This window comes from Chlorogloeopsis fritschii PCC 6912, assembly GCF_000317285.1.
Lineage (GTDB): Bacteria > Cyanobacteriota > Cyanobacteriia > Cyanobacteriales > Nostocaceae > Chlorogloeopsis > Chlorogloeopsis fritschii.
Window position 1 is genome coordinate 67,585 of sequence record NZ_AJLN01000085.1, and the last position, 20,572, is coordinate 88,156.

Sequence of the window (20,572 nt, forward strand, 5' to 3'; positions counted from 1 at the left end):
CAAGAGATGCTACTTTACGATCTTGGAAACAACACCAGCACCAATGGTGCGACCGCCTTCACGAATAGCGAAGCGCATTCCCTGCTCAATAGCGATCGGGTTGATCAGTTCTACAGTCACTTTAATACGGTCTCCGGGCATTACCATTTCCGCTTCAGTACCATCATCAGAGGTGAAAGCTTTAATCGTGCCTGTAACATCTGTTGTCCGCACGTAGAACTGAGGACGGTAACCAGCAAAGAAGGGTGTTTTCCGACCACCTTCTTTTTCGGTTAAAACGTAAACTTCACCTTCAAATTGAGTGTGGGGAGTGATAGAACCAGGCTTGGCAAGTACCATACCCCGCTCAATGTCAGTCTTCTGGATACCGCGCAAAAGTATACCAGCGTTATCCCCAGCCATACCTTCATCAAGACTCTTCTTGAACATCTCAATGCCGGTCACAGTGGTGGAACGAGTAGGTTTAATACCTACCAATTCTACGTTATCGCCGATTTTGACTCTACCCCGCTCAATCCGTCCGGTAGCTACAGTACCACGACCTGTGATGGAGAATACGTCTTCTACAGCCATCAAGAAAGGCTTGTCGACATCACGCTCTGGAGTAGGAATGTAAGAGTCTACAGAATCCATCAGCGCGTAGATCTTATCTACCCACTTATCTTCACCCCGTTGAGTTTTGGGGTTGCTAGTCATTTTTTCTAGCGCTTGCAAAGCAGAACCTGCTGTAATCGGAATATCATCACCGGGGAAATCATAGCTAGAAAGCAATTCCCGGACTTCTAATTCCACCAGTTCCAGCAATTCTTCGTCGTCCACCATGTCTTCTTTATTCAAGAAGACAACTAGGCTCGGAACACCTACCTGGCGTGCCAACAAGATGTGTTCGCGGGTTTGGGGCATGGGGCCATCAGCAGCAGACACAACAAGGATAGCACCATCCATTTGGGCTGCGCCGGTGATCATGTTCTTTACGTAGTCCGCGTGTCCGGGACAGTCTACGTGAGCATAGTGCCGCTTTTCGGTTTCGTACTCCACGTGGGCTGTATTAATGGTGATACCCCGTGCTTTTTCTTCCGGAGCGGCATCAATTTCATCGTACTTTCTAGCTTGAGCTTGGCCTAAAGCTGCCAAGGTCATAGTTATAGCAGCCGTGAGTGTGGTTTTACCGTGGTCAACGTGGCCAATGGTACCGATATTAACGTGGGGTTTTTTCCTTTCAAACTTTGCGCGTGCCATGAATAATCGTTTCCTTTACTAGTTATGCGTTCCCTTTGCTTTTAGCTATGATTGCCTCAGCCACGTTGCGAGGCACTTCTTCATAGTGGCTAAACTCCATTGAGAAGATACCACGACCTTGGGTCTTAGACCGAATGTCAGTAGCGTAGCCAAACATTTCTGCCAATGGGACTTTAGCAGTCACTTTGGCGATGCCCTGCTCGGAACCCATCCCCTCAATTTGCCCACGACGAGAATTGAGATCACCCATTACATCCCCAAGGAAGTTTTCGGGAACTTCAACCTCAACTTTCATCATAGGCTCTAACAGAACGGGATTTGCTTTCATTGCTGCTTCTTTAATTGCCATGGAACCAGCAATCTTGAAAGCCATTTCTGAAGAGTCTACATCGTGGTAAGAGCCATCAACCAGCGTGGCTTTGATATCAATCAACGGATATCCAGCTAAAATACCGGATTCGCAGGTTTCTTTCATTCCCTGCTCTACGGGCGGGATGTACTCTTTTGGTACTGTACCGCCAACAATTTTAGAGACGAATTCAAAGCCGCTTCCTGGTTCTCCTGGCTCCAAGTCAATAACAACATGACCGTATTGACCTTTACCACCACTTTGGCGAATAAATTTACCTTCTATTTTGTTGACGTTCTTGCGAATGGTTTCGCGATAAGCTACTTGTGGCGCACCAACGTTCGCTTCTACCTTAAATTCTCGCAACATCCGGTCTACAAGAATTTCCAGGTGTAGCTCTCCCATCCCTGCAATCACGGTTTGATTTGTCTCCGGATTGACGCTGACACGGAAAGTCGGATCTTCTTCCGAGAGAGCTTGCAGAGCCTTGGACAGTTTGTCCATATCGTTCTTGGTTTTCGGTTCTACTGCTACCGAAATTACAGGCTCTGGAATGTAAAGGGATTCCAGAATTACTGGTGAGTTTTCATTACAGAGGGTGTCACCTGTTAAGGTCTCTTTCAAACCCACTGCTGCTCCCAAATCCCCAGCTCTGAGTTCATCGACATCAATTCTGTCATCTGCTCTCAAAACTACCAGACGGGAAATACGTTCTTTCTTGTTCTTAGTCGCATTGAGAACGTAACTGCCTTTCTTGAGTATGCCAGAATACACGCGGATGAAGGTCAGGCGACCGTAAGGGTCAGCCATAATCTTGAACGCCAAAGCTGACAATGGTTCTTCATCGCTAGCATGACGCTCAACAGTGTCGCCATTGGGTAGTGTACCTTGAATTGCGGGTACATCGATTGGCGCTGGCAGGTATGTTACGACTGCATCCAACAACTTCTGTACACCTTTATTCTTAAAGGCGGAACCGCAAAGCATTGGCACAATGGTACCTGCAACTGTTCCTTTACGCAGGGCTTTTTGAATCTCTTCTTCAGTGAGTTCTTCACCCTCGAAGTACTTGGTCATCAAGTCATCGTCTGTTTCAGCTACCGCTTCAATCAGCTTAGTGCGGTACTCTTGGGCTAGCTCCTGAACTTCTGCAGGGATATCAGCTTCTTGAATGTCGGTTCCTTGGTCGTTGTTGTAGATGAAGGCTCGCATCTTCACCAAGTCCACAAGACCTCTAAATTCGCTTTCACTACCAATAGGTAGTTGAATGGGGATCGCATTAGCCCGCAGGCGATCGCGTACCTGTTCGTAAACTTTGTAGAAGTTTGCGCCGGTGCGATCCATTTTGTTCACAAAAACGATGCGCGGAACTTTGTAACGGTCTGCCTGACGCCACACTGTTTCTGTTTGCGGTTGTACACCACCCACAGAACATAAAACTGTGATTACACCATCCAAAACCCGCATGGAACGCTCAACTTCGATTGTGAAGTCTACGTGCCCAGGAGTGTCGATAATGTTGATTTGATGGTCTTTCCAACTGGTGCTAATTGCAGCAGCAGTAATTGTAATACCCCGCTCTCGCTCCTGTTCCATCCAGTCAGTGACAGCGGTTCCTTCGTGAACTTCACCGATTTTGTGAATAATACCAGAGTAAAATAAAATTCTCTCTGTTGTTGTTGTCTTGCCCGCATCTATGTGCGCCGCAATACCAATATTGCGTACTCTCTCTAGCGGGATCGTACGTGCCACAGCTGCCTCCTATACTTTTCGCCTCATGATATCTTGTATATTACACTTTGTTAAGATTCTATCCTTTTCGGTAAACCGTCATTTTTTTTTGTAAATTTCAGAATGATAGCGTATACCGCCGCTGGGAAGAGGCGATACATTACGGCTTGATTTAGTAACGATAGTGTGCAAAAGCTTTATTAGCTTCTGCCATCCGGTGCGTCTCTTCACGCTTACGAATTGCATTTCCAGTCTCGTTGGCAGCGTCCATCAATTCTTGAGCCAATTTGCCAGCCATTGTCCGACCTGAGCGTTGCCGAGAAAACTGTACTAGCCAACGCAGTGCCAAGGTTGTACCTCTCTCAGAACGCACTTCCATAGGTACCTGGTAAGTAGCACCACCAACCCGACGAGCTTTTACTTCTACTAAAGGCGTTGCATTGCGCACAGCTCTTTCAAACGTTTCCAATGGATCATTACCAGTGCGTTCCTCGATACTTTTCATTGCGTCATAGACAATCCGTGCGGCAAGGGATTTTTTGCCATGACGCATCACGCGACGGATCATCATGCTGACTAAACGACTGTTATAAACTGAGTCAGCCGGAACAGGGCGCTTTTGAACAACACCACGACGAGACATACTTCAACCTTAATTGGAATTTAGCTACTAGATGAATTATGTGTCTGGACAGCTTTTACACTACAATTGCAGCGATGCTGACCCATTTACTTGCTGCCCTCAACTAGAACATACAAGGCGACAATATTATATACCTTAATAGTTAACTTAAAATGCCGCTGTCGCTAACTGCATTCTAAAGAATTCCTACACTTACTAGCAAATGCATAGGTGTAGGTTGAGGCTTTACTAATTTAACTTGATTTTTTAGACAATCTCATACCTGAAAGGAGTGAGATTCAAAGAAGTTAAGTACCAGCGCGATTAATCGCGCTGATTCTCTATTGTTTGGGACGCTTGGTTCCATATTTGGAACGACCTTGCTTGCGGTCTTTGACTCCGGCTGTATCTAATGTGCCACGAATAATGTGGTATCTCACGCCTGGTAAGTCCTTAACCCGACCGCCACGAATCATCACAACAGAATGTTCTTGCAAGTTATGACCAATTCCTGGAATATAAGCTGTAACTTCAAATCCAGAAGTTAGCCTGACCCTTGCTACTTTGCGCAGAGCCGAGTTAGGTTTTTTCGGCGTGGTCGTGTATACTCTGGTGCAAACTCCCCGACGTTGCGGGCATTGCTTCAGAGCTGGGGACTTGGTTTTCTGACGCGCTTTTTCGCGTTCGTTACGTATTAGCTGCTGTATTGTTGGCATGAGTTACAGCGCCTGAAGCTGCTTCTAGTCTAAGTTTTAACAACAAATCCTGATTATATCTTTTTTAGTGGTTTTGTGTCAATTATTTTGTTTTGGTAGTTGGTAGATAGTGATTAACTACTAACCATTAACCACTGTACGGGAGGCAGCGCGTTGCGGAGCCAGTGCGCCCTTGCGCTCTGCCGACTTGTAGCACCTGGCGTCGGGTTAAGCGCGTCGAGTGCGACTGCCGTGTGGGTTTAGAAGATAAATTCCCGATTTGAAAGGCAAGATTATCAGCAAAACCCGCCCCTACTAACCACCAACTACTAACTCTTGACTAATAGAAAAAGAATTACCACAACCACAGGTAGCACTTGCTTGGGGGTTGTGGAAGCGAAAGCCACCGCCCATCAAATCCTCTGAATAATCCAAGGTTAGACCGTTTAAATAATTCCAGCTTTCGGCATCTACGATCACTGAAATACCATGACACTCAAAGGTACGATCGCCTGGTTTTACTGTTTCATCAAAGGACATATCATAATACCACCCGGAACAACCACCGGGTTTAACTGCCAATCGAAACAAAAGATTTGACTGCTGCTTAGACCGCAATCTTTGAATCTCGCTGGTGGCTGCTTGAGTCAAATTAATCATCACATTTGTCAGACAATAATTAAAGACCTCATCCTCAAATCTTACAGGCTAAGGTCAACAGATAACGCTTCTGATTTAAATGTATTTATTTTGCTTTTATTCGAGCAGCTATGCCTAGCAACAACGAATTGATTGTACGGAATCTAACCATCAGTACGAGCATAGTCGTCTTGGAAACGGATAATATCATCTTCTCCCAAATATTCTCCGTTTTGTACTTCAATCAAAACCAAGGGTATGACACCAGGATTCTCTAAACGATGAGGCGTACACTGGGGTACGTATGTGGACTGATTGTTACTCAACAGCACTTCCTGCTCGCCGCAAATTACCCTAGCTGTACCAGACACTACGATCCAGTGTTCGCTGCGATGGTGATGCATTTGGAGACTAAGACGATGTCCAGGTTTAACTTCGATACGCTTGATTTTGTATCCGCGCCCTTCTTCTAAAACTGTAAAAGAACCCCAAGGACGCAACTCAGTTGCAGCAACACCTCTAGGAGTAACGCTTGGAGGTAATGTTAGTGCATTAGCGTGCGTTGTGTCTTGATAATGAGCCATAGTAACTTCCTGAGACATAAAAAATTTTGGTGCTCTTAAGATATTGATGAATAAATATGGTGCTATGTTGCCAACCTAAAAACTCAGTCATACATCCTATGCCAAGATAGCAAAATCACAGGTGAAGGTGTCATATATAACTCATTGAATTAGTGTATCTATACCAAGTCTTTAATTAAGGAAAATTAAACTTTTTACTGGGCTTTAAAAAAGAGGGGTTAGTCATTAGTCATTGGTTGCTAGAGACGCGATTAATCGCGTCTCTACAATTGCTCTGACTCTGCTTATCTCCTTGTCCCCTTCCGTGTCCTCTTATCGACGGGGTTGCAAGAAAATTCCTATACCATTGTGGACGCGAGCTGCTGTGTTGGGAAAACGGTCAAGAAGTTGTCCTCCCAAATAAAGACTGGTAGAACTTCCACCGTCTAAATTCAATGCATCCACACATCCCATTTGCTGCATTAGTTGTGCGTGTTCTGCCAAAGTAGGGCCAGCACCACCGACACGATTATGCACGGCGGCAATAATGAGATTCCCTGTTGCAGTTGTACAGATAGCACTACGAACAGCTTTTTGGGCTATAAAGGCGTTGCTAAAATTTTCGCCTTTGGCATCTAGTACTACTTGGCGATTTTGCAGGAGCAGCGGGCCTGCTCCCAGGATATAGGGATAACGGCTAAATTCAGCAGGAGAAGTCAAACTTTCTATCCGCACTGAAGAGCCAATAGGCAAAACAGGGGCATTACTAACACTAGTGCCGCGTAAAGCAAGCAGATATCCATCTTGAGGAATAGGAATAGCAGTTTGCCCTGCTTTGAGACTTGGTAACTGACTTGTAACTTGGTTTTTTTGAACAACAATAATAATTTCGTTGTCTGTCAGAGGAATGTAATTTGCTCCCCAAGCTGGAGTGTAACGGGCAATGCCACTTTGGACGTAGCCACTGTTGAGAGTCAAAATCGGCAATCGCAGATTATTTAAGCCGATTAAAGATTCTTGCACAGCCAGACGACCCATATAAAATTGTCCAGAATCATTCCAGGCGATCGCTCCTCGGTTCAAAATTGGGCTAGACAACCACTGATTATCCCGACGAATCGCACCCAAAGGTAATTTGTTATTGCGATTAAAATAACCACCATTGATTGCTGCTACTGCTACATACTTTTGAGCTGTTTGAATTAAAGGAGCAGTGCCGACAAGGGTATCGGAGTTTGTCACAATTGGTTTGAGTTTTAACCCGACGGTGCGAGGATTAACATCTAACCAGACAATAGGAAAGCGTTCTTGACCTAATTTGACAAATTGCTGTTGCCAGCGCAATCCTGGTGCCCAACTAATTGAACGTTGTAAAAGTGCATCTGGTCGAATGTCAATGACTAGGCGATTTGGGTTAGGTAAAGTGCTAACCAAAGGAGCTAAACCCAAGGGAACTTCCAAACTAACAATCGTTTGATTGTTGACTACCTGTACTTGCTTGATGAGTGGAGGGGGTGCTGGTGGCTGAAGTGGTTCTTGCTCATTCTCCTGCGTCTGTTGCTTTGATTGGTTGTCTGGAGGTGATAAGGGAACAGGTGGAGGAGGGGCATAGCGCTGAATTAAACTTGGATCGGCAATTCCATCTAGAGTAATTCTCCACTCTCTGGTAGTGGGAGAGGAAGGTGTAATCGCTGGGCTATTCGGATCGTCGGATAAAGGTTGATTTGGCTTGACTGGTAACCCTTGAGCAATTTGCCAAGGAGCCGGACGATCTAAGTTGAGAACGATGCGATCGCCAAACTCATGCTTTCCTTGATTAATATTTGTAATTTTTGCACTGGGCATGGAAAGTACCAAGGTTTTACCTTGAACTTGCATCTGCCATCCAAAGGTGTTTGCAAAACGGCTAATGTCTAAATAACGGTAACCCCCTGCCAACAAGCTGCCTAAAATCTGGGGCTTGGCATGAGAGGAATACCACTGGATTGGCTGTCTGGCTGGCTGGCTGGTATCTAACAAATCTACCCCAATTAATTGCCTGAGTGCGCCATCGCTAAGGAGAGTGGTGACTTGACCTTTTGAGGTGCGTCGCTGCAACCATCCCCCGGATGAGATTCGACCATTGAGAGAAATTTGATTACCATAGGATATTACCCCTGTTTTCACAGGAGGTGCAGGCGGTCTTGGACTTGATCCTGGTATTTGCTTCACACCAGTTGAGGATTGTGCAACCCTAACCCCTAATTTCTGTTCTTGAGAAGCTGGGGATGTGTTGGGGATAACACGGTCATAACTGGTACGGGCAATTGCAGAATCATAAGTAGCTGTTAAACACAGTACTGAAAAAATTACTGGCGACACTAAAACCTTGAAAAATCTGCTATTGCTCTTTTCTTCAATAGCACTGCGGTATTGTCGGCAAAAATTCGGCATTTTTACCATAAGTAGCTAAGTATTTTTTATAACTCCCAACTATTGCACAAACTAACGACTTTGCTAAATGTCAAAAAATAATGACCAGAGTTGTGAACACTAACGTGATAATGTATATATTGGATTTCTGTATCCTGTTGAACCAAACAAGTAATGCTACCACGATTAAAACAGCTATTGAGTGTGCTAAATCACACTAGCGTTAAATCAACTATTGCAGCAATTTCCAACCTAAAATCACGTTGAGTTCCGACAAGCCACATATTACCTGATATTTGCTACTTAGATGAAGTTTAACTTGTAGCAAAAAAGGTGACACAAACTAGACAGTAAAAATCTAGAGAGTAACCGAGAGAAATTTTTTAGGAATTGTCAAATGGGCATATAGTGTAATACGCTGATTTTTGCGTGGGTTCGGAATAATTTTAGTTTCCTAAAAGATACAGAAGTTTCAAATAGGATTTTTGTTTCAGGTAAAGCAAAAATCATCATAGCCTGGAATTTTATTTGGGTTTGGAAAAAGAAAATTGAGAAATTACATAGCCTCAAGATATAAATAAAACACTCTTGGAACAAGCGCGAACAGAACTCAGGATAAATACATAAAAATAAATCCATGATTTTAACACGGTCTTAATCAAAAAACCGAAGTTAAAATTTTTTTTCCCTAAAATTTCCGTTATTCCGTGCTTTCAATTTCGTTCACTTAGAAATTTACTCACTACTTAGTGACAAAATTCTTTACTCAAGCTGACAGGGATAGTGTATGAATAAAAAACCGATGCCTCAAGACCAGAAAATCAGACTTGCAGATGATTCCTCAAATTCTATTTATCCAGGGCAAAGGTGGCTAGTAGAAGAAAGAGATGCCTGTGGTGTGGGTTTTATTGCCCATCGCCAAAATCATGCCAGTCACGAAATTGTTGCCAAAGCTCTTTCAGCTTTGACGTGTTTGGAACACCGAGGTGGTTGTAGTGCCGATCAAGACTCTGGTGATGGCGCGGGAATTTTAACCGCGATTCCCTGGGAGTTGTTTCAACAAGATTTTGCTGCACGAGGAATACAACTGCCCGTGAGCAGCAACATTGCTGTCGGAATGATTTTCTTACCGCAAAATCCACAAGCAGCGCAAACAGCGAAAGCAACAATTGAAAAAGTAGCGGCTGAGGAAAAGTTGACTGTATTAGGTTGGCGAGTAGTACCTGTGCAGCCAAATTTACTGGGGATACAAGCGAGAGACAATCAGCCCCAAATTGAACAAGTTTTCGTTGCCTCACAAGATAAAAGCGGTGACGAACTTGAGCGGCAACTGTATATTACCCGCCGTAGAATCTTTAAAGCCATCCGCGCTTTAAGTCAAGATTGGTCAGAAGAACTATATGTTTGTTCTCTGTCTAGCCGCACAATTGTTTACAAAGGCATGGTGCGCTCGGCAGTCTTGGGAGAGTTTTATCGCGATTTACAAAATCCAGCTTATAAGAGTGCCTTTGCTGTATATCATCGCCGCTTTAGTACCAACACGATGCCCAAATGGCCTTTGGCACAACCAATGCGATTGTTGGGGCATAACGGCGAAATCAATACCTTATTGGGTAATATCAACTGGATGACGGCACGAGAAGCAAGTTTAGAACATCCAGTTTGGGGCGATCGCATTCAAGAATTCAAGCCTTTCGTCCATATTGACAATAGTGACTCCGCTACTTTAGATAACGTATTTGAGTTACTGGTACGTTCCGGACGTAGCCCATTGGAAGCCTTAATGATTATGGTTCCAGAAGCTTATCAAAACCAGCCGGAATTGCGTAACTACCCAGAAATTATTGATTTCTACGAATACTATAGCGGTTTGCAAGAAGCGTGGGACGGCCCTGCACTTTTGGTATTCGGCGATGGATTGAAAGTAGGAGCAACCCTAGATCGCAATGGTTTAAGACCAGCTCGTTACTGCATCACCAAAGATGATTACATCATTGTTGCTTCAGAAGCGGGTGTAGTGCAATTGCCGGAAGCCAATATTATTGAAAAAGGCAGACTAGGGCCAGGGCAAATGATTGCCGTGGATTTGGAAACTCATGAGGTGCTGAAAAATTGGGAGATTAAGCAGCGCATTGCGAAAAAGCATCCTTATGGGGAGTGGTTGCGACAGCACCGCCAAGAAATTAAGTCCTTAGTCAGTAGTCCTTCGTCATTAGCAAATGGCAAAGGAAAGATGACTAATGGGAATGGACTAATAACCAATGACAACGGTAAAGGACTCCAGACAACCAATAGCAGTGACAGACAAACTCTGCTACGCCAACAAGTAGCCTTTGGCTACACCACAGAAGATGTGGAAATGGTGATTCAGCCAATGGCGATGGAAGGTAAAGAGGCAACTTTTTGCATGGGTGATGATATTCCCTTAGCAATCCTGTCAGAAAAACCGCACCTACTTTACGACTATTTCAAACAGCGCTTTGCTCAAGTCACAAACCCGGCAATTGACCCCTTGCGGGAAAAATTGGTGATGTCTTTGAAAGTGGAACTGGGTGAAAAAGGCAACTTATTAGATGTTAAGCCAGATTATGCTCGGAGACTAAAACTGGATTCTCCAGTACTGACGGAGGCGGAACTAGAAGCTATTAAGACATCTGGCTTTGCAACGGCTGAGTTGCCAACACTATTTGAAATAGCATCTGGGCCGGAAGGTTTGCAAGCCGCTGTCGAGAGATTGCAAGCACAAGCTGCCGAATCAGTACGGGCGGGTGCAAAAATTTTAATTCTTAGCGATCGCGCTGGTGCAGGTATCAGTACAGAAAACAGCTACATTCCTCCTCTGTTGGCGGTAGGTGCGGTACATCATTACCTAATTCGCCAAGGGTTGCGGACAAAAGCATCTCTGGTAGTTGATACAGCTCAATGTTGGAGTACCCATCACTTTGCTTGTTTGATTGGTTACGGCGCTGCTGCCGTTTGCCCGTATATGGCTCTAGAGACGGTGCTTGATTGGTGGACAGATCCAAAGACGCAACAGTTTATGGAACGGGGTAAAATTACTACCCTCACCCTAGAGCAAGCGATCGGCAACTATCGTCAGGCAGTAGAGGGTGGTTTGCTAAAAATTCTCTCCAAGATGGGTATTTCGCTGCTTTCTAGCTATCAAGCCGCGCAAATCTTTGAAGCGATCGGCATCGGCAAGGATTTACTAGAACTAGGATTTTTGGGCACAACTTCCCGCGTTGGCGGTTTGAGTGTGAGCGAGTTGGCACAAGAAGTATTGTGTATTCACAGCAAAGCTTTCCCAGAACTAAACCTGAAAAAGCTAGAAAACCTGGGCTTTGTGCAGTATCGCCCCGGTGGTGAATACCACATGAACAGCCCCGAACTGGCAAAAGCACTGCATAAGGCAGTTGATGGCAACAATTACGATCACTATGCAGTTTACAAGAAGTACTTGCAAGATAGACCGATAACTGCGCTGCGAGATTTGTTGGACTTCCAAAGCGATCGCCCCAGCATCCCCATCGAAGAAGTCGAATCGGTAAGCGAAATTGTCAAGCGCTTCTGCACAGGCGGTATGTCTTTGGGTGCTTTGTCGCGGGAAGCTCATGAAACCTTGGCTATTGCCATGAACCGCATCGGTGGTAAATCCAACTCTGGCGAAGGCGGAGAAGATCCAGTACGTTTTACTATCTTGGATGATGTAGATGAAAATGGGCACTCGCCCACCCTATCTCACCTGAAAGGATTGCGAAATGGCGATACTGCTTCTAGCGCTATCAAGCAAGTAGCATCAGGGCGCTTTGGTGTGACGCCAGAGTATCTGATGAGCGCCAAGCAAATAGAAATTAAAATTGCTCAAGGTGCAAAACCAGGGGAAGGCGGACAACTACCAGGTAAAAAAGTTAGTCCTTATATTGCCATGTTGCGGCGCTCAAAACCCGGTGTCACCTTGATTTCGCCGCCACCTCACCATGACATCTATTCGATTGAAGACTTAGCACAGCTAATTTTTGACTTACACCAAATTAACCCGAAAGCACAGGTGTCGGTGAAGTTAGTTGCTGAAATCGGCATCGGTACGATCGCGGCAGGTGTAGCAAAAGCCAATGCTGATATCATCCAAATTTCTGGACATGATGGCGGCACGGGTGCCTCACCTTTGAGTTCGATTAAGCACGCAGGTTCACCGTGGGAACTCGGTTTAACTGAAGTGCATCGTGTCTTGATGGAAAATAGCCTGCGCGATCGCGTTATTTTGCGCGTGGATGGTGGCATCAAGAGTGGTTGGGATGTGCTAATGGGCGCATTGATGGGAGCAGAAGAATTCGGCTTTGGCTCGATTGCCATGATTGCCGAAGGTTGTATCATGGCGCGGATCTGCCACACCAATAACTGTCCTGTCGGTGTTGCTTCTCAAAGAGAAGACTTACGCAAGCGCTTCACGGGCATACCGGAACACGTTGTGAATTTCTTCTATTTTGTTGCCGAAGAAGTGCGTAGTTTATTGGCACATTTGGGTTACCGTTCGCTATCAGAAGTAGTTGGACGTGCCGACTTATTGAAAACACGAGCAGAGGCAAAGCTTACCAAAACCCAATCATTGAATCTCGATTGCATACTTCAGTTGCCAGATACCAGAGAAAACCGCAGTTGGTTGGCACATGAAGAAGTTCACAGCAACGGCTTTGTTTTAGATGATCAGTTGCTTGCCGATTCTGACATCAAAGCAGCGATCACAAACCAGTCAGCTGTAACTAAGACGGTGACAGTTGTCAATACCGACAGAACAATTGGCACACGCATAGCAGGAGCGATCGCTTCCCAATATGGTGACAATGGCTTTGAAGGGCAAATTAACCTGAACTTCAAAGGTAGTGTTGGACAAAGCTTTGGAGCTTTCAACCTGCCTAGCATGATTCTTACCCTAGAAGGAGAAGCAAACGACTACGTAGGTAAGGGTATGAACGGTGGTGAAATTATTATTAAGCCGCCTGTGGATGCTACCTACGATCCATCACAAAACGTGATCGTTGGCAATACCTGCCTCTACGGTGCAACTGGTGGCGTTTTATTTGCCAATGGTTTAGCCGGAGAACGCTTTGCCGTGCGTAACTCTAAAGGTACGGCGGTAATTGAAGGAGCAGGCGATCATTGCTGTGAGTACATGACTGGTGGCGTAGTTGTCGTTCTCGGCAAAGTCGGGCGCAATGTAGGCGCTGGCATGACTGGTGGAATTGGTTACTTCTTAGATGAAGATGGTAATTTCCCTGATTTGGTTAATCGGGAAATTGTCACACTTCAGCGAGTAGTTACAGCCGCAGGCGAAAAGCAACTGAAAGATTTAATCGCGGCTCACGCACAGCGAACTGGCTCTGCGAAAGCGAAGAGAATTCTAGAAAACTGGCAAGAGTTCTTACCCAAGTTCTGGCAACTGGTTCCACCTTCTGAAGCTGATAGCCCAGAAGCCAATTCTCAACAAGAAAAGCAGTTAAGCCCGGTTTAATTGTGAGGAAAAAGGCAAAATGCAGAAGTGTTTCCTTCTGTATTTTGCTTTATATCTTTTCAGTTAAATTTTTGCATTAACTTCAAAAATGGATACTTAAACCCACAGATCCCCAACTTCTTTGAGAAGTTGGGGACTTGTTTCTCCAAACTACTCTAGTTAATTAGCAATTACTAATAATGGATTGTTATTTCGGCGTTACTGAATCGCGGTATGAATTTGATGTGTAGAGACGCGATATATTGCGTCTGGGCAGGGGTTTTGGCATTAGAAAAATTATTTTCATAGCCTAAATCAGCAACGCCGTTATTTCTTTATATTTGCAATCATCTTTTCGTTTTTTTCTTGCAATTCAAAGAGTTCTGGAACAGTAACAAACCGATAACCTTGCTGCTTAAATTTACTAATAATTTGTGGTAATGCTGTCACAGTATGGGAGCGATTACCGCCACCATCGTGCATTAGCACAATACCGCCAGGCGATCCCTGTTTTAGCACTTTATTAGTCAAAACAGACGCAGAAGGGCTTTTGTAGTCTACGGGATCGGCTGACCACATTACTACAGTATACTTTTTACCTTTAGCATATGCAGCCAAACCATTATGCAGCATTCCACCAGGAGGTCGAAACAAAGTTGTTTTCGCTCCTGTTAGTTCATAAATTAAATCTGATGTACGGTCAATTTCAAAAGCAGCTGCTTGTTGATTAAAAAAGTGATACCAATGATGCCAAGTGTGGTTACCAATAACATGACCTTCAGCCACAATTTGCTTGCCTAATTCGGGGTAATTTCTTAACATTTGGCCCACAACAAAAAATGTGGCTTTGATATTATTTTCTCTAAGTATATTCAGCACTTTTGCAGTATACTCAGGCCAAGGCCCATCATCAAAGGTAAGAGCAATTACTTTCTGGTTTGGAGGAAGTTTGGCTTGATTAACTATTACTCCTTGAAAGCGTGCTGGGATATTGTAGGATAAGCCTTTTACTTTTGCTTGTTGTTGCCAACTCGTCAACATTGCTAACTTGAATTGATTGAGGCGCTGCTGAGTTCCTCCTTTGATTTCGATATCCTTCAAATTCACTGCACTGGTTGTCTCAGTATTAAAATTATTGAGACTCATAGGCACGATCAAGCCAAGGCTCAAGCTGCCACCTAAGGCTATAAGTGCAAGTAATATTCCTTGCGGCCAGAAAAACGATTTATTATTTTCCACATCACAGCTCCTTGGCAAATTTAAGCATCGGTTAGCCTGCTGATAATAGTTTCTAGAACAATTTCTCAGATAATTTATTCAGATAATATTTAGATACAAATAAAATTCTGTGTATCTCGTAAATTGCAATATAGACTCACAGAAATTTGCTTATTATAAATATAAAATCACAGCTTTAATAGCAGCTTGATTTACCTTACCTATCAAAGTTAACTATTAGTAAAAGTCAATAAAGCTATAGGTGCACAACACAATATTTATGCGTACAATTGTTAGGCTTTTTAAATATAAAATATTAATTCTCCTCGCTTGACAAATTATATTCTACTGCGGAACTAGAGCGCTACCTTGAAAACAAATGTTAAGTTTATAAATTACTGTTGCAACCAAACTTACCTGAAGCAGGTAGACGCCAATCAGTCAAAATAGTTTCTTCAGCGACAGTAAAAGATTGGCTTTAGATATACTCTTGGGCAAACTACTGAAATTCCATATTATTAATAGCTCTGTTAGACAAGGCTATTGATGAAGCAGCAGTTTTAATACTGAGTTTTTGCTAGTTAATTTAAGTATATGCAGACTAGTCGAAATTTCCACTAGTTCCAAAGAAAGCTTTTAAGCGCAAATAAGCTATTATCTTTTACATAATACATATTCAATGTTAATACATATGACAACAGTGCAAATACTTAAAAAATATTAGGACTTACGCACTAGTCACGAACAAATAGAACTGTTTCGAGCAAGGAGACATAAGAGTTAGAGAGCTATTTTGCGTAAGTTCTGAACATTCTGTATTTGATCGGCAACTCTATTTAATTGGGTTGTTACTTTATTCAAGCATTTGACATTTGCTTTAAAAGTAAAATTATATACATAATTTATAAAATTTATTGAAGCAATTTTCACATTTGATTTATATATTCAAATTTCTTTATCTACAATTAGATGTTGTAAACTCTGTACATTACAAAAAGCAATATGGATTAGTAAAGATTTTTTATTGCTAGATTTTCAAATGAAATCAGAAACCAGCCCTAAAACGAGGCTGAATAGTCTTTTTGGTTAGATTCCTCTACCCTACCCAGAGATTTTGAGCAAAGCCGATCGCTAGCCTAGCAAGTAGAACGGAAAACAAGCCCAAAATTAGTAAACCTAGACGAGGATAACCTACCAAGCGAATACCCAAAGCTAAGTTCAGGGGTACAATACCGTAGGCTAGACGACTCAGAGATATCGTACCACCGGAGGCTAGCAGTAAAGCTATACCGCAAAAGCCGTAGCAGGTAGTAACAGGGGTTAGGCGTTTGCGTAAGTGCCATAAAAAATAACCACCTCCTAAAACCATAGTCACATTAAGTAAGTTATTAATAAATTGCCTATCAGCCAGTATTAATAAAAATGTAACTACAGCGTAAAAACAGTAAACTATTTTGGTATTGGACAATTGTTTGCGTTTGCCCCATAAAATACAGCCGCTAGCGACAATGACGCCAAACAACAGCAAATGCAGTAGGTTTTTGAGCTGAATATTTTGCCAATCTGATGTACCTGCTGCTAATTCCAACAGCATATTTAACCAACCCCGCCAATCAAATCCAAATGAAGGGCGCCATCCTCGCTGGGCATGAATAAATGCGATTGGATCGGCAAAATTAATTGCACAATAGAGACTAAATAAAAGCAAACCGATCGCACTAGCACAAGCAGCAAGATATGCAGTTGACGATCGCTTTTCTTTCCAAGCTGCTATTAAAAAAGCTGGAATCAGTGCCATCCCCGTCGGGCGTGTTGCAGTTGCCAGGGAACCCCAAAAGGCAACCCAACCGTACTGCTTGCGATCAAAAGCATACAAAGCAGCCGTACTCAAATATAAATACAATCCTTCGGTGTAAATTACAGTCCCGAATAGGGATAGAGGGCACCAAACCACTACAGCAATTGCCCACCTTGCCTCGTTTGTGCCAAGTTGTTCTTGAACCCAAAAGTACAGGCAGTAAAGCGTTGCCAGAAATGCCAAGTTGTTTACTAGCACTCCTGCAACTGCAAATGGCAACCCAAAGTTCATCAAACCCCGAATAATTAAGGGAAATAGGGGAAAGAAAGCAATATTGTATTGCTGCCCATTATTAATGAATTCATAGCCGGAAGTCACAATACTGCGATAACGTACACTATCCCAAGCATCAAATACCCCCCAGCCAAAGCTGGGTACAATTCCTTGTGGAGGTTGGGGTAGATGTGGCGCAACTAGCAACATGACAGCCCAGATAAATATTCTGCTTATTAGCCAGATTGCTGCTGGAAATAGGAAATCATCTTTCCATAAAACTTTTTTGATAAATATCTGAACTTGAGCCATAAGCCTAAGTATTTTATACCTTTGAAGTTATTCTTATGCTTATAGCTATGACACTAAAATTTCTTGGTAATAATTTATGCATTTCACTCCTTTCCCAAGCAAGTAACTAACTGAAAGTAATTTATGTATTCAGTAGTTAATATTTAAATACCATTAATATTAGCCTAAATATTTTTATTTAAGTTAGCAGTCTTGTTATACACAATTTTACAAAAAAGGAAAATGACTAGACTTATTAGTAGTAGCCATATTCATCTGTGAGTGTATTAATAGTCTTCAAAATAAAAACAGTTTTCCTGTACTCTTAAATAACAGACTTACTTCAAAATATAATGTTCCTCACTACCTATTTCGTTTGTGTAAGTTTTTGAGTAATTATCGTTAATATAAGCCATAAATTTATTATCACTCTTCAGTTGAGAAGTCCACCTGCTCAGAACAATTTGCTCAGGACGATAGTTTTGTAAAACAGCAAGTATTTCTGGGGATGTAAGTTCTCCAGAGTTGAGCCTTTTATATGACATCACGGCTATTTCAGGGGGAACGCGTAATTTAGCATAAAAAGCATATATAGGATGATCCGTAAAAATCCAGTTTGTGGCATCTTTATATTTCAAAACCTGTTGCATAAGCTCCGCATTTTTGGGGACGCTTCCTTTTGGATTGGGAGGAGTTGCAATCACCAAACCTATCAGGATTACAACTAATAAGGAAGGAATAATAAGCTGTTTAGCGTTAATTAACTTTTTTTTGAAAAATGAATCAATTAAGAATGCCACTCCATAGGCAGCTAGCCAACAGATAGGAATAGCAAGTAAAGGGTAATAGTGATACCAAAGTGGTTGATGATTTAGTAAAATTAGTACAGACGTTATTAGCCAAGCAAGAGGAAATATTCCGTTTCTGTATTTTTTAGAAAAAATTGCCCCAATTCCAACACAAGCTAGAAATATATAATCATAATCTTGACTTATCATATAACGAAGATATTCTTGATTATTAAAATTTTCTATTTTGGAATTTTGAGGTTGATTAAGATGAGTAATAATTAATTGTTCGTAGTTCCAAAATTGCTGGAATAATATGCCGATTAAAATGTACATTAATCCCAGAGAGGCTAACCATAAAGCAGCATTGACAATATTTTGTTTTGAGAAATTAATGCTAGCAATAGTTTTACTATTAAAACTAAATAAATAAAAAAATATTAAAGGTACAAGAAAAATTGTAAATAACTTAGTTTGTAAAGATAAGGCTAGAGAAATTCCAGAGAAAATGATATAAAACTTGCGATAATTTTGTTGATACAGATGCAACAAATAAATCGACAACATTGCCAATGATAGGGAAGGAAGACCAATCATTACGGAAATACTCAAACGAATATATAACCAAGAAGTAAATAATAGAATTGTGGCTATTAATGCTGGTAATCTTCCTAATTCAGTACTAATAATTTTATAAAAACAATGTATTAATACTGCGGAAAATATCAGTATTAATATACGTGCGGCAAAGATTGAATGACCAAATAAATTTAACCAATATGATAACAGGACAGTGAAAAGAGGCGGTTGATCGTTCCAAATTTGAGTGTAGAGAGAAAAGCCTTGCGAGTAAAGGAAGGCTTTGATTAGATTAAATCCTTCATCGTAATCGAATTCAAAAGTTTGCGAAATTGGTGTAAATCTAATAGCGAGTACAAAACAAATAAAGAGAAATATAATAATGAATTGATGGAAGAAATTTTTCAATCTGGTCATATTGATACAGATTATAGATTAGTAATTTTTTGAATTTTTGTTTAACCAGAGATAATTTATGTATTCATAGGTATAACTGTCATTTGATTAAAGGATTTTTCACAAACAAATAGACTTCATCGCGTTGGTAGCGCAGTTGAAATAACTGATTATTTTGAAGTTGGTTGACGAAATTAGCAGCAAACGCTGGGTTACGAGTGCCATCTGGGTGACGTACATTGAGCAATATATAATCGTATTGAGTAATATCCGCAGGTAAACCACTAATATCATCTACAAAATGGATTGTCTGGCGGTGGCTCAAATGGGGGGCAATACTATGGGTGGTTAAAACAGAACCAAAGGATTGAACTTGGGCGATCGCTTCACGGGTTGCTTGCCAGTTATCAACACTTCTTAAATATCGCGACCAAAAATAGCCATATTTTGCTAGGACAATAAAAGCTAAAAGCGCCCATACAATAATTGCCCGTTTGGTACGCAACCATCCTTTACCAGCAGCTAGACTGGCGATTACTGCGATCATCAAAAAAGGCAGTATCGGCAGAGAATACTGGTGAATTAAATCGCGTTGTTCTGGCTTTTCAGAAAGAATATTCAAAACCAATGTCGGCATCGCGCTCACCAAAGGAGTGAGATGTTGGGGTGTAAGCCCCCAAATCAGTGGTACAACTAAAAGCACCAAATATTCCAGCGTCTTGAGTGAAAATATTCTCCCCAAAATTAGCTCTGGTTTAATGACTAGATTTCTGGCAATCTCTAAAACAGAGTCGCCTAAATAGCTATAACGTGCTACTGCTGCTGCCTCATTATTACTAAAAACAGGAATAATAACTTGGCTGGTTATCAAAAACCAACTTATTCCTGCAATCAAGGCAAATATTCCACAAAAGCGTTTTTTTTCAAACACTAACAGCCAGAAACCCATTGCCGCCACTGTTAGCGATAACACAGCTTTACAACCCAAAATAAAGATAGTGCCTGCACAAAACCAAGCTACTTTATTTAGCCGTGCTGCCAAAACTACCCCCAAAAAAACGGGAACTGCCATTACTTCTGGGTGAAACTCAAACAAATTGACATTAAAAACTAACGGATACAGCAGGTAAACACCTGCCATTGCTATTGCTTGGCTTTCCTTTAACCCTGCTTGAAGGGCAAGATAATAAGTAGGCAAAGCACCCAAAGCTAGGGAAACAGCTTGCACAGCTAATAACCAGTAAGCACTTGGATAAATCTTATAGAGTAGAGCTAGGGGATAGACTGCCCAAGCTGCATGATTACCCATATGATGAAAGCCTAAAAAAGAAGAGATATGTGGCTTTCCTTGGCTGATTAAATAGACTACCTGATCGTAGATCCCCAGATCGAGAGCGCCTGACTGAAATAATGTATGGCGCGTACTGCTGCATACAAAGAACAATAAGGCACTAATGGCAATCATCCAACCGACAGCGCCAAGCTTAAAAA

The 20,572-nt window shown here is 42.2% G+C and carries 12 protein-coding genes; 1 reads left to right on the forward strand and 11 read right to left on the reverse strand.

The genetic code is table 11. From position 1 onward, the window contains the following. Nucleotides 1–9 precede the first annotated feature (9 nt). The 7 genes from tuf to UYC_RS0116730 form a co-directional block, all read right to left on the reverse strand. Nucleotides 10–1,239, reverse strand: coding sequence for an elongation factor Tu (gene tuf, locus UYC_RS0116700; RefSeq protein WP_016872459.1), 1,230 nt, complete (start codon nt 1,237–1,239; stop codon nt 10–12). 22 nt (nt 1,240–1,261) lie between these two features. Beyond that, entirely contained in the window at nt 1,262–3,340 is a 2,079-nt protein-coding gene (gene fusA / locus UYC_RS0116705; protein WP_016872458.1) for an elongation factor G, read from the reverse strand. A 151-nt stretch (nt 3,341–3,491) separates the two neighbouring features. Beyond that, on the reverse strand, nt 3,492–3,962 hold the full coding sequence (gene rpsG, locus UYC_RS0116710) for a 30S ribosomal protein S7 (RefSeq protein WP_016872457.1): 471 nt from the start codon (nt 3,960–3,962) through the stop codon (nt 3,492–3,494). Nucleotides 3,963–4,282: 320 nt separating this feature from the next. Then, nucleotides 4,283–4,657 carry a 30S ribosomal protein S12 gene (gene rpsL / locus UYC_RS0116715; RefSeq protein WP_009456043.1) on the reverse strand — a complete coding sequence of 125 codons (375 nt, stop codon included), beginning with the start codon at nt 4,655–4,657 and terminating at the stop codon, nt 4,283–4,285. Between the two features lie 294 nt (nt 4,658–4,951). Continuing rightward, nucleotides 4,952–5,296, reverse strand: coding sequence for a HesB/IscA family protein (locus tag UYC_RS0116720; RefSeq protein ID WP_016872456.1), 345 nt, complete (start codon nt 5,294–5,296; stop codon nt 4,952–4,954). Between the two features lie 143 nt (nt 5,297–5,439). Then, nucleotides 5,440–5,859, reverse strand: coding sequence for a phosphomannose isomerase type II C-terminal cupin domain (locus UYC_RS0116725; RefSeq protein WP_016872455.1), 420 nt, complete (start codon nt 5,857–5,859; stop codon nt 5,440–5,442). A 312-nt stretch (nt 5,860–6,171) separates the two neighbouring features. Next, nucleotides 6,172–8,280 carry a phosphodiester glycosidase family protein gene (locus UYC_RS0116730; RefSeq protein ID WP_016879579.1) on the reverse strand — a complete coding sequence of 703 codons (2,109 nt, stop codon included), beginning with the start codon at nt 8,278–8,280 and terminating at the stop codon, nt 6,172–6,174. 757 nt (nt 8,281–9,037) lie between these two features. On the opposite strand from UYC_RS0116730, the gene UYC_RS0116735 reads away from it, so the two are divergent. Continuing rightward, a complete protein-coding gene (locus UYC_RS0116735; RefSeq protein WP_016872453.1) occupies nt 9,038–13,759 on the forward strand; it encodes a glutamate synthase-related protein in 4,722 nt (1,573 codons plus the stop codon). 306 nt (nt 13,760–14,065) lie between these two features. Here the strand turns inward: UYC_RS0116735 and UYC_RS0116740 are convergent, their stop codons facing one another. The 4 genes from UYC_RS0116740 to UYC_RS0116755 all read right to left on the reverse strand — a co-directional run bounded on the left by UYC_RS0116740 (nt 14,066) and on the right by UYC_RS0116755 (nt 20,546). Beyond that, on the reverse strand, nt 14,066–14,977 hold the full coding sequence (locus tag UYC_RS0116740; RefSeq protein WP_016872452.1) for a polysaccharide deacetylase family protein: 912 nt from the start codon (nt 14,975–14,977) through the stop codon (nt 14,066–14,068). A gap of 1,075 nt (nt 14,978–16,052) precedes the next feature. Further along, complete coding sequence (locus tag UYC_RS0116745) at nt 16,053–17,339, reverse strand: mannosyltransferase family protein (RefSeq protein ID WP_016872451.1); 1,287 nt, start codon at nt 17,337–17,339, stop codon at nt 16,053–16,055. 317 nt (nt 17,340–17,656) lie between these two features. Beyond that, on the reverse strand, nt 17,657–19,102 hold the full coding sequence (locus UYC_RS0116750) for an ArnT family glycosyltransferase (RefSeq protein ID WP_016872450.1): 1,446 nt from the start codon (nt 19,100–19,102) through the stop codon (nt 17,657–17,659). A gap of 79 nt (nt 19,103–19,181) precedes the next feature. After that, a complete protein-coding gene (locus UYC_RS0116755) occupies nt 19,182–20,546 on the reverse strand; it encodes a DUF2079 domain-containing protein (RefSeq protein WP_392408659.1) in 1,365 nt (454 codons plus the stop codon). Nucleotides 20,547–20,572: the final 26 nt, after the last annotated feature.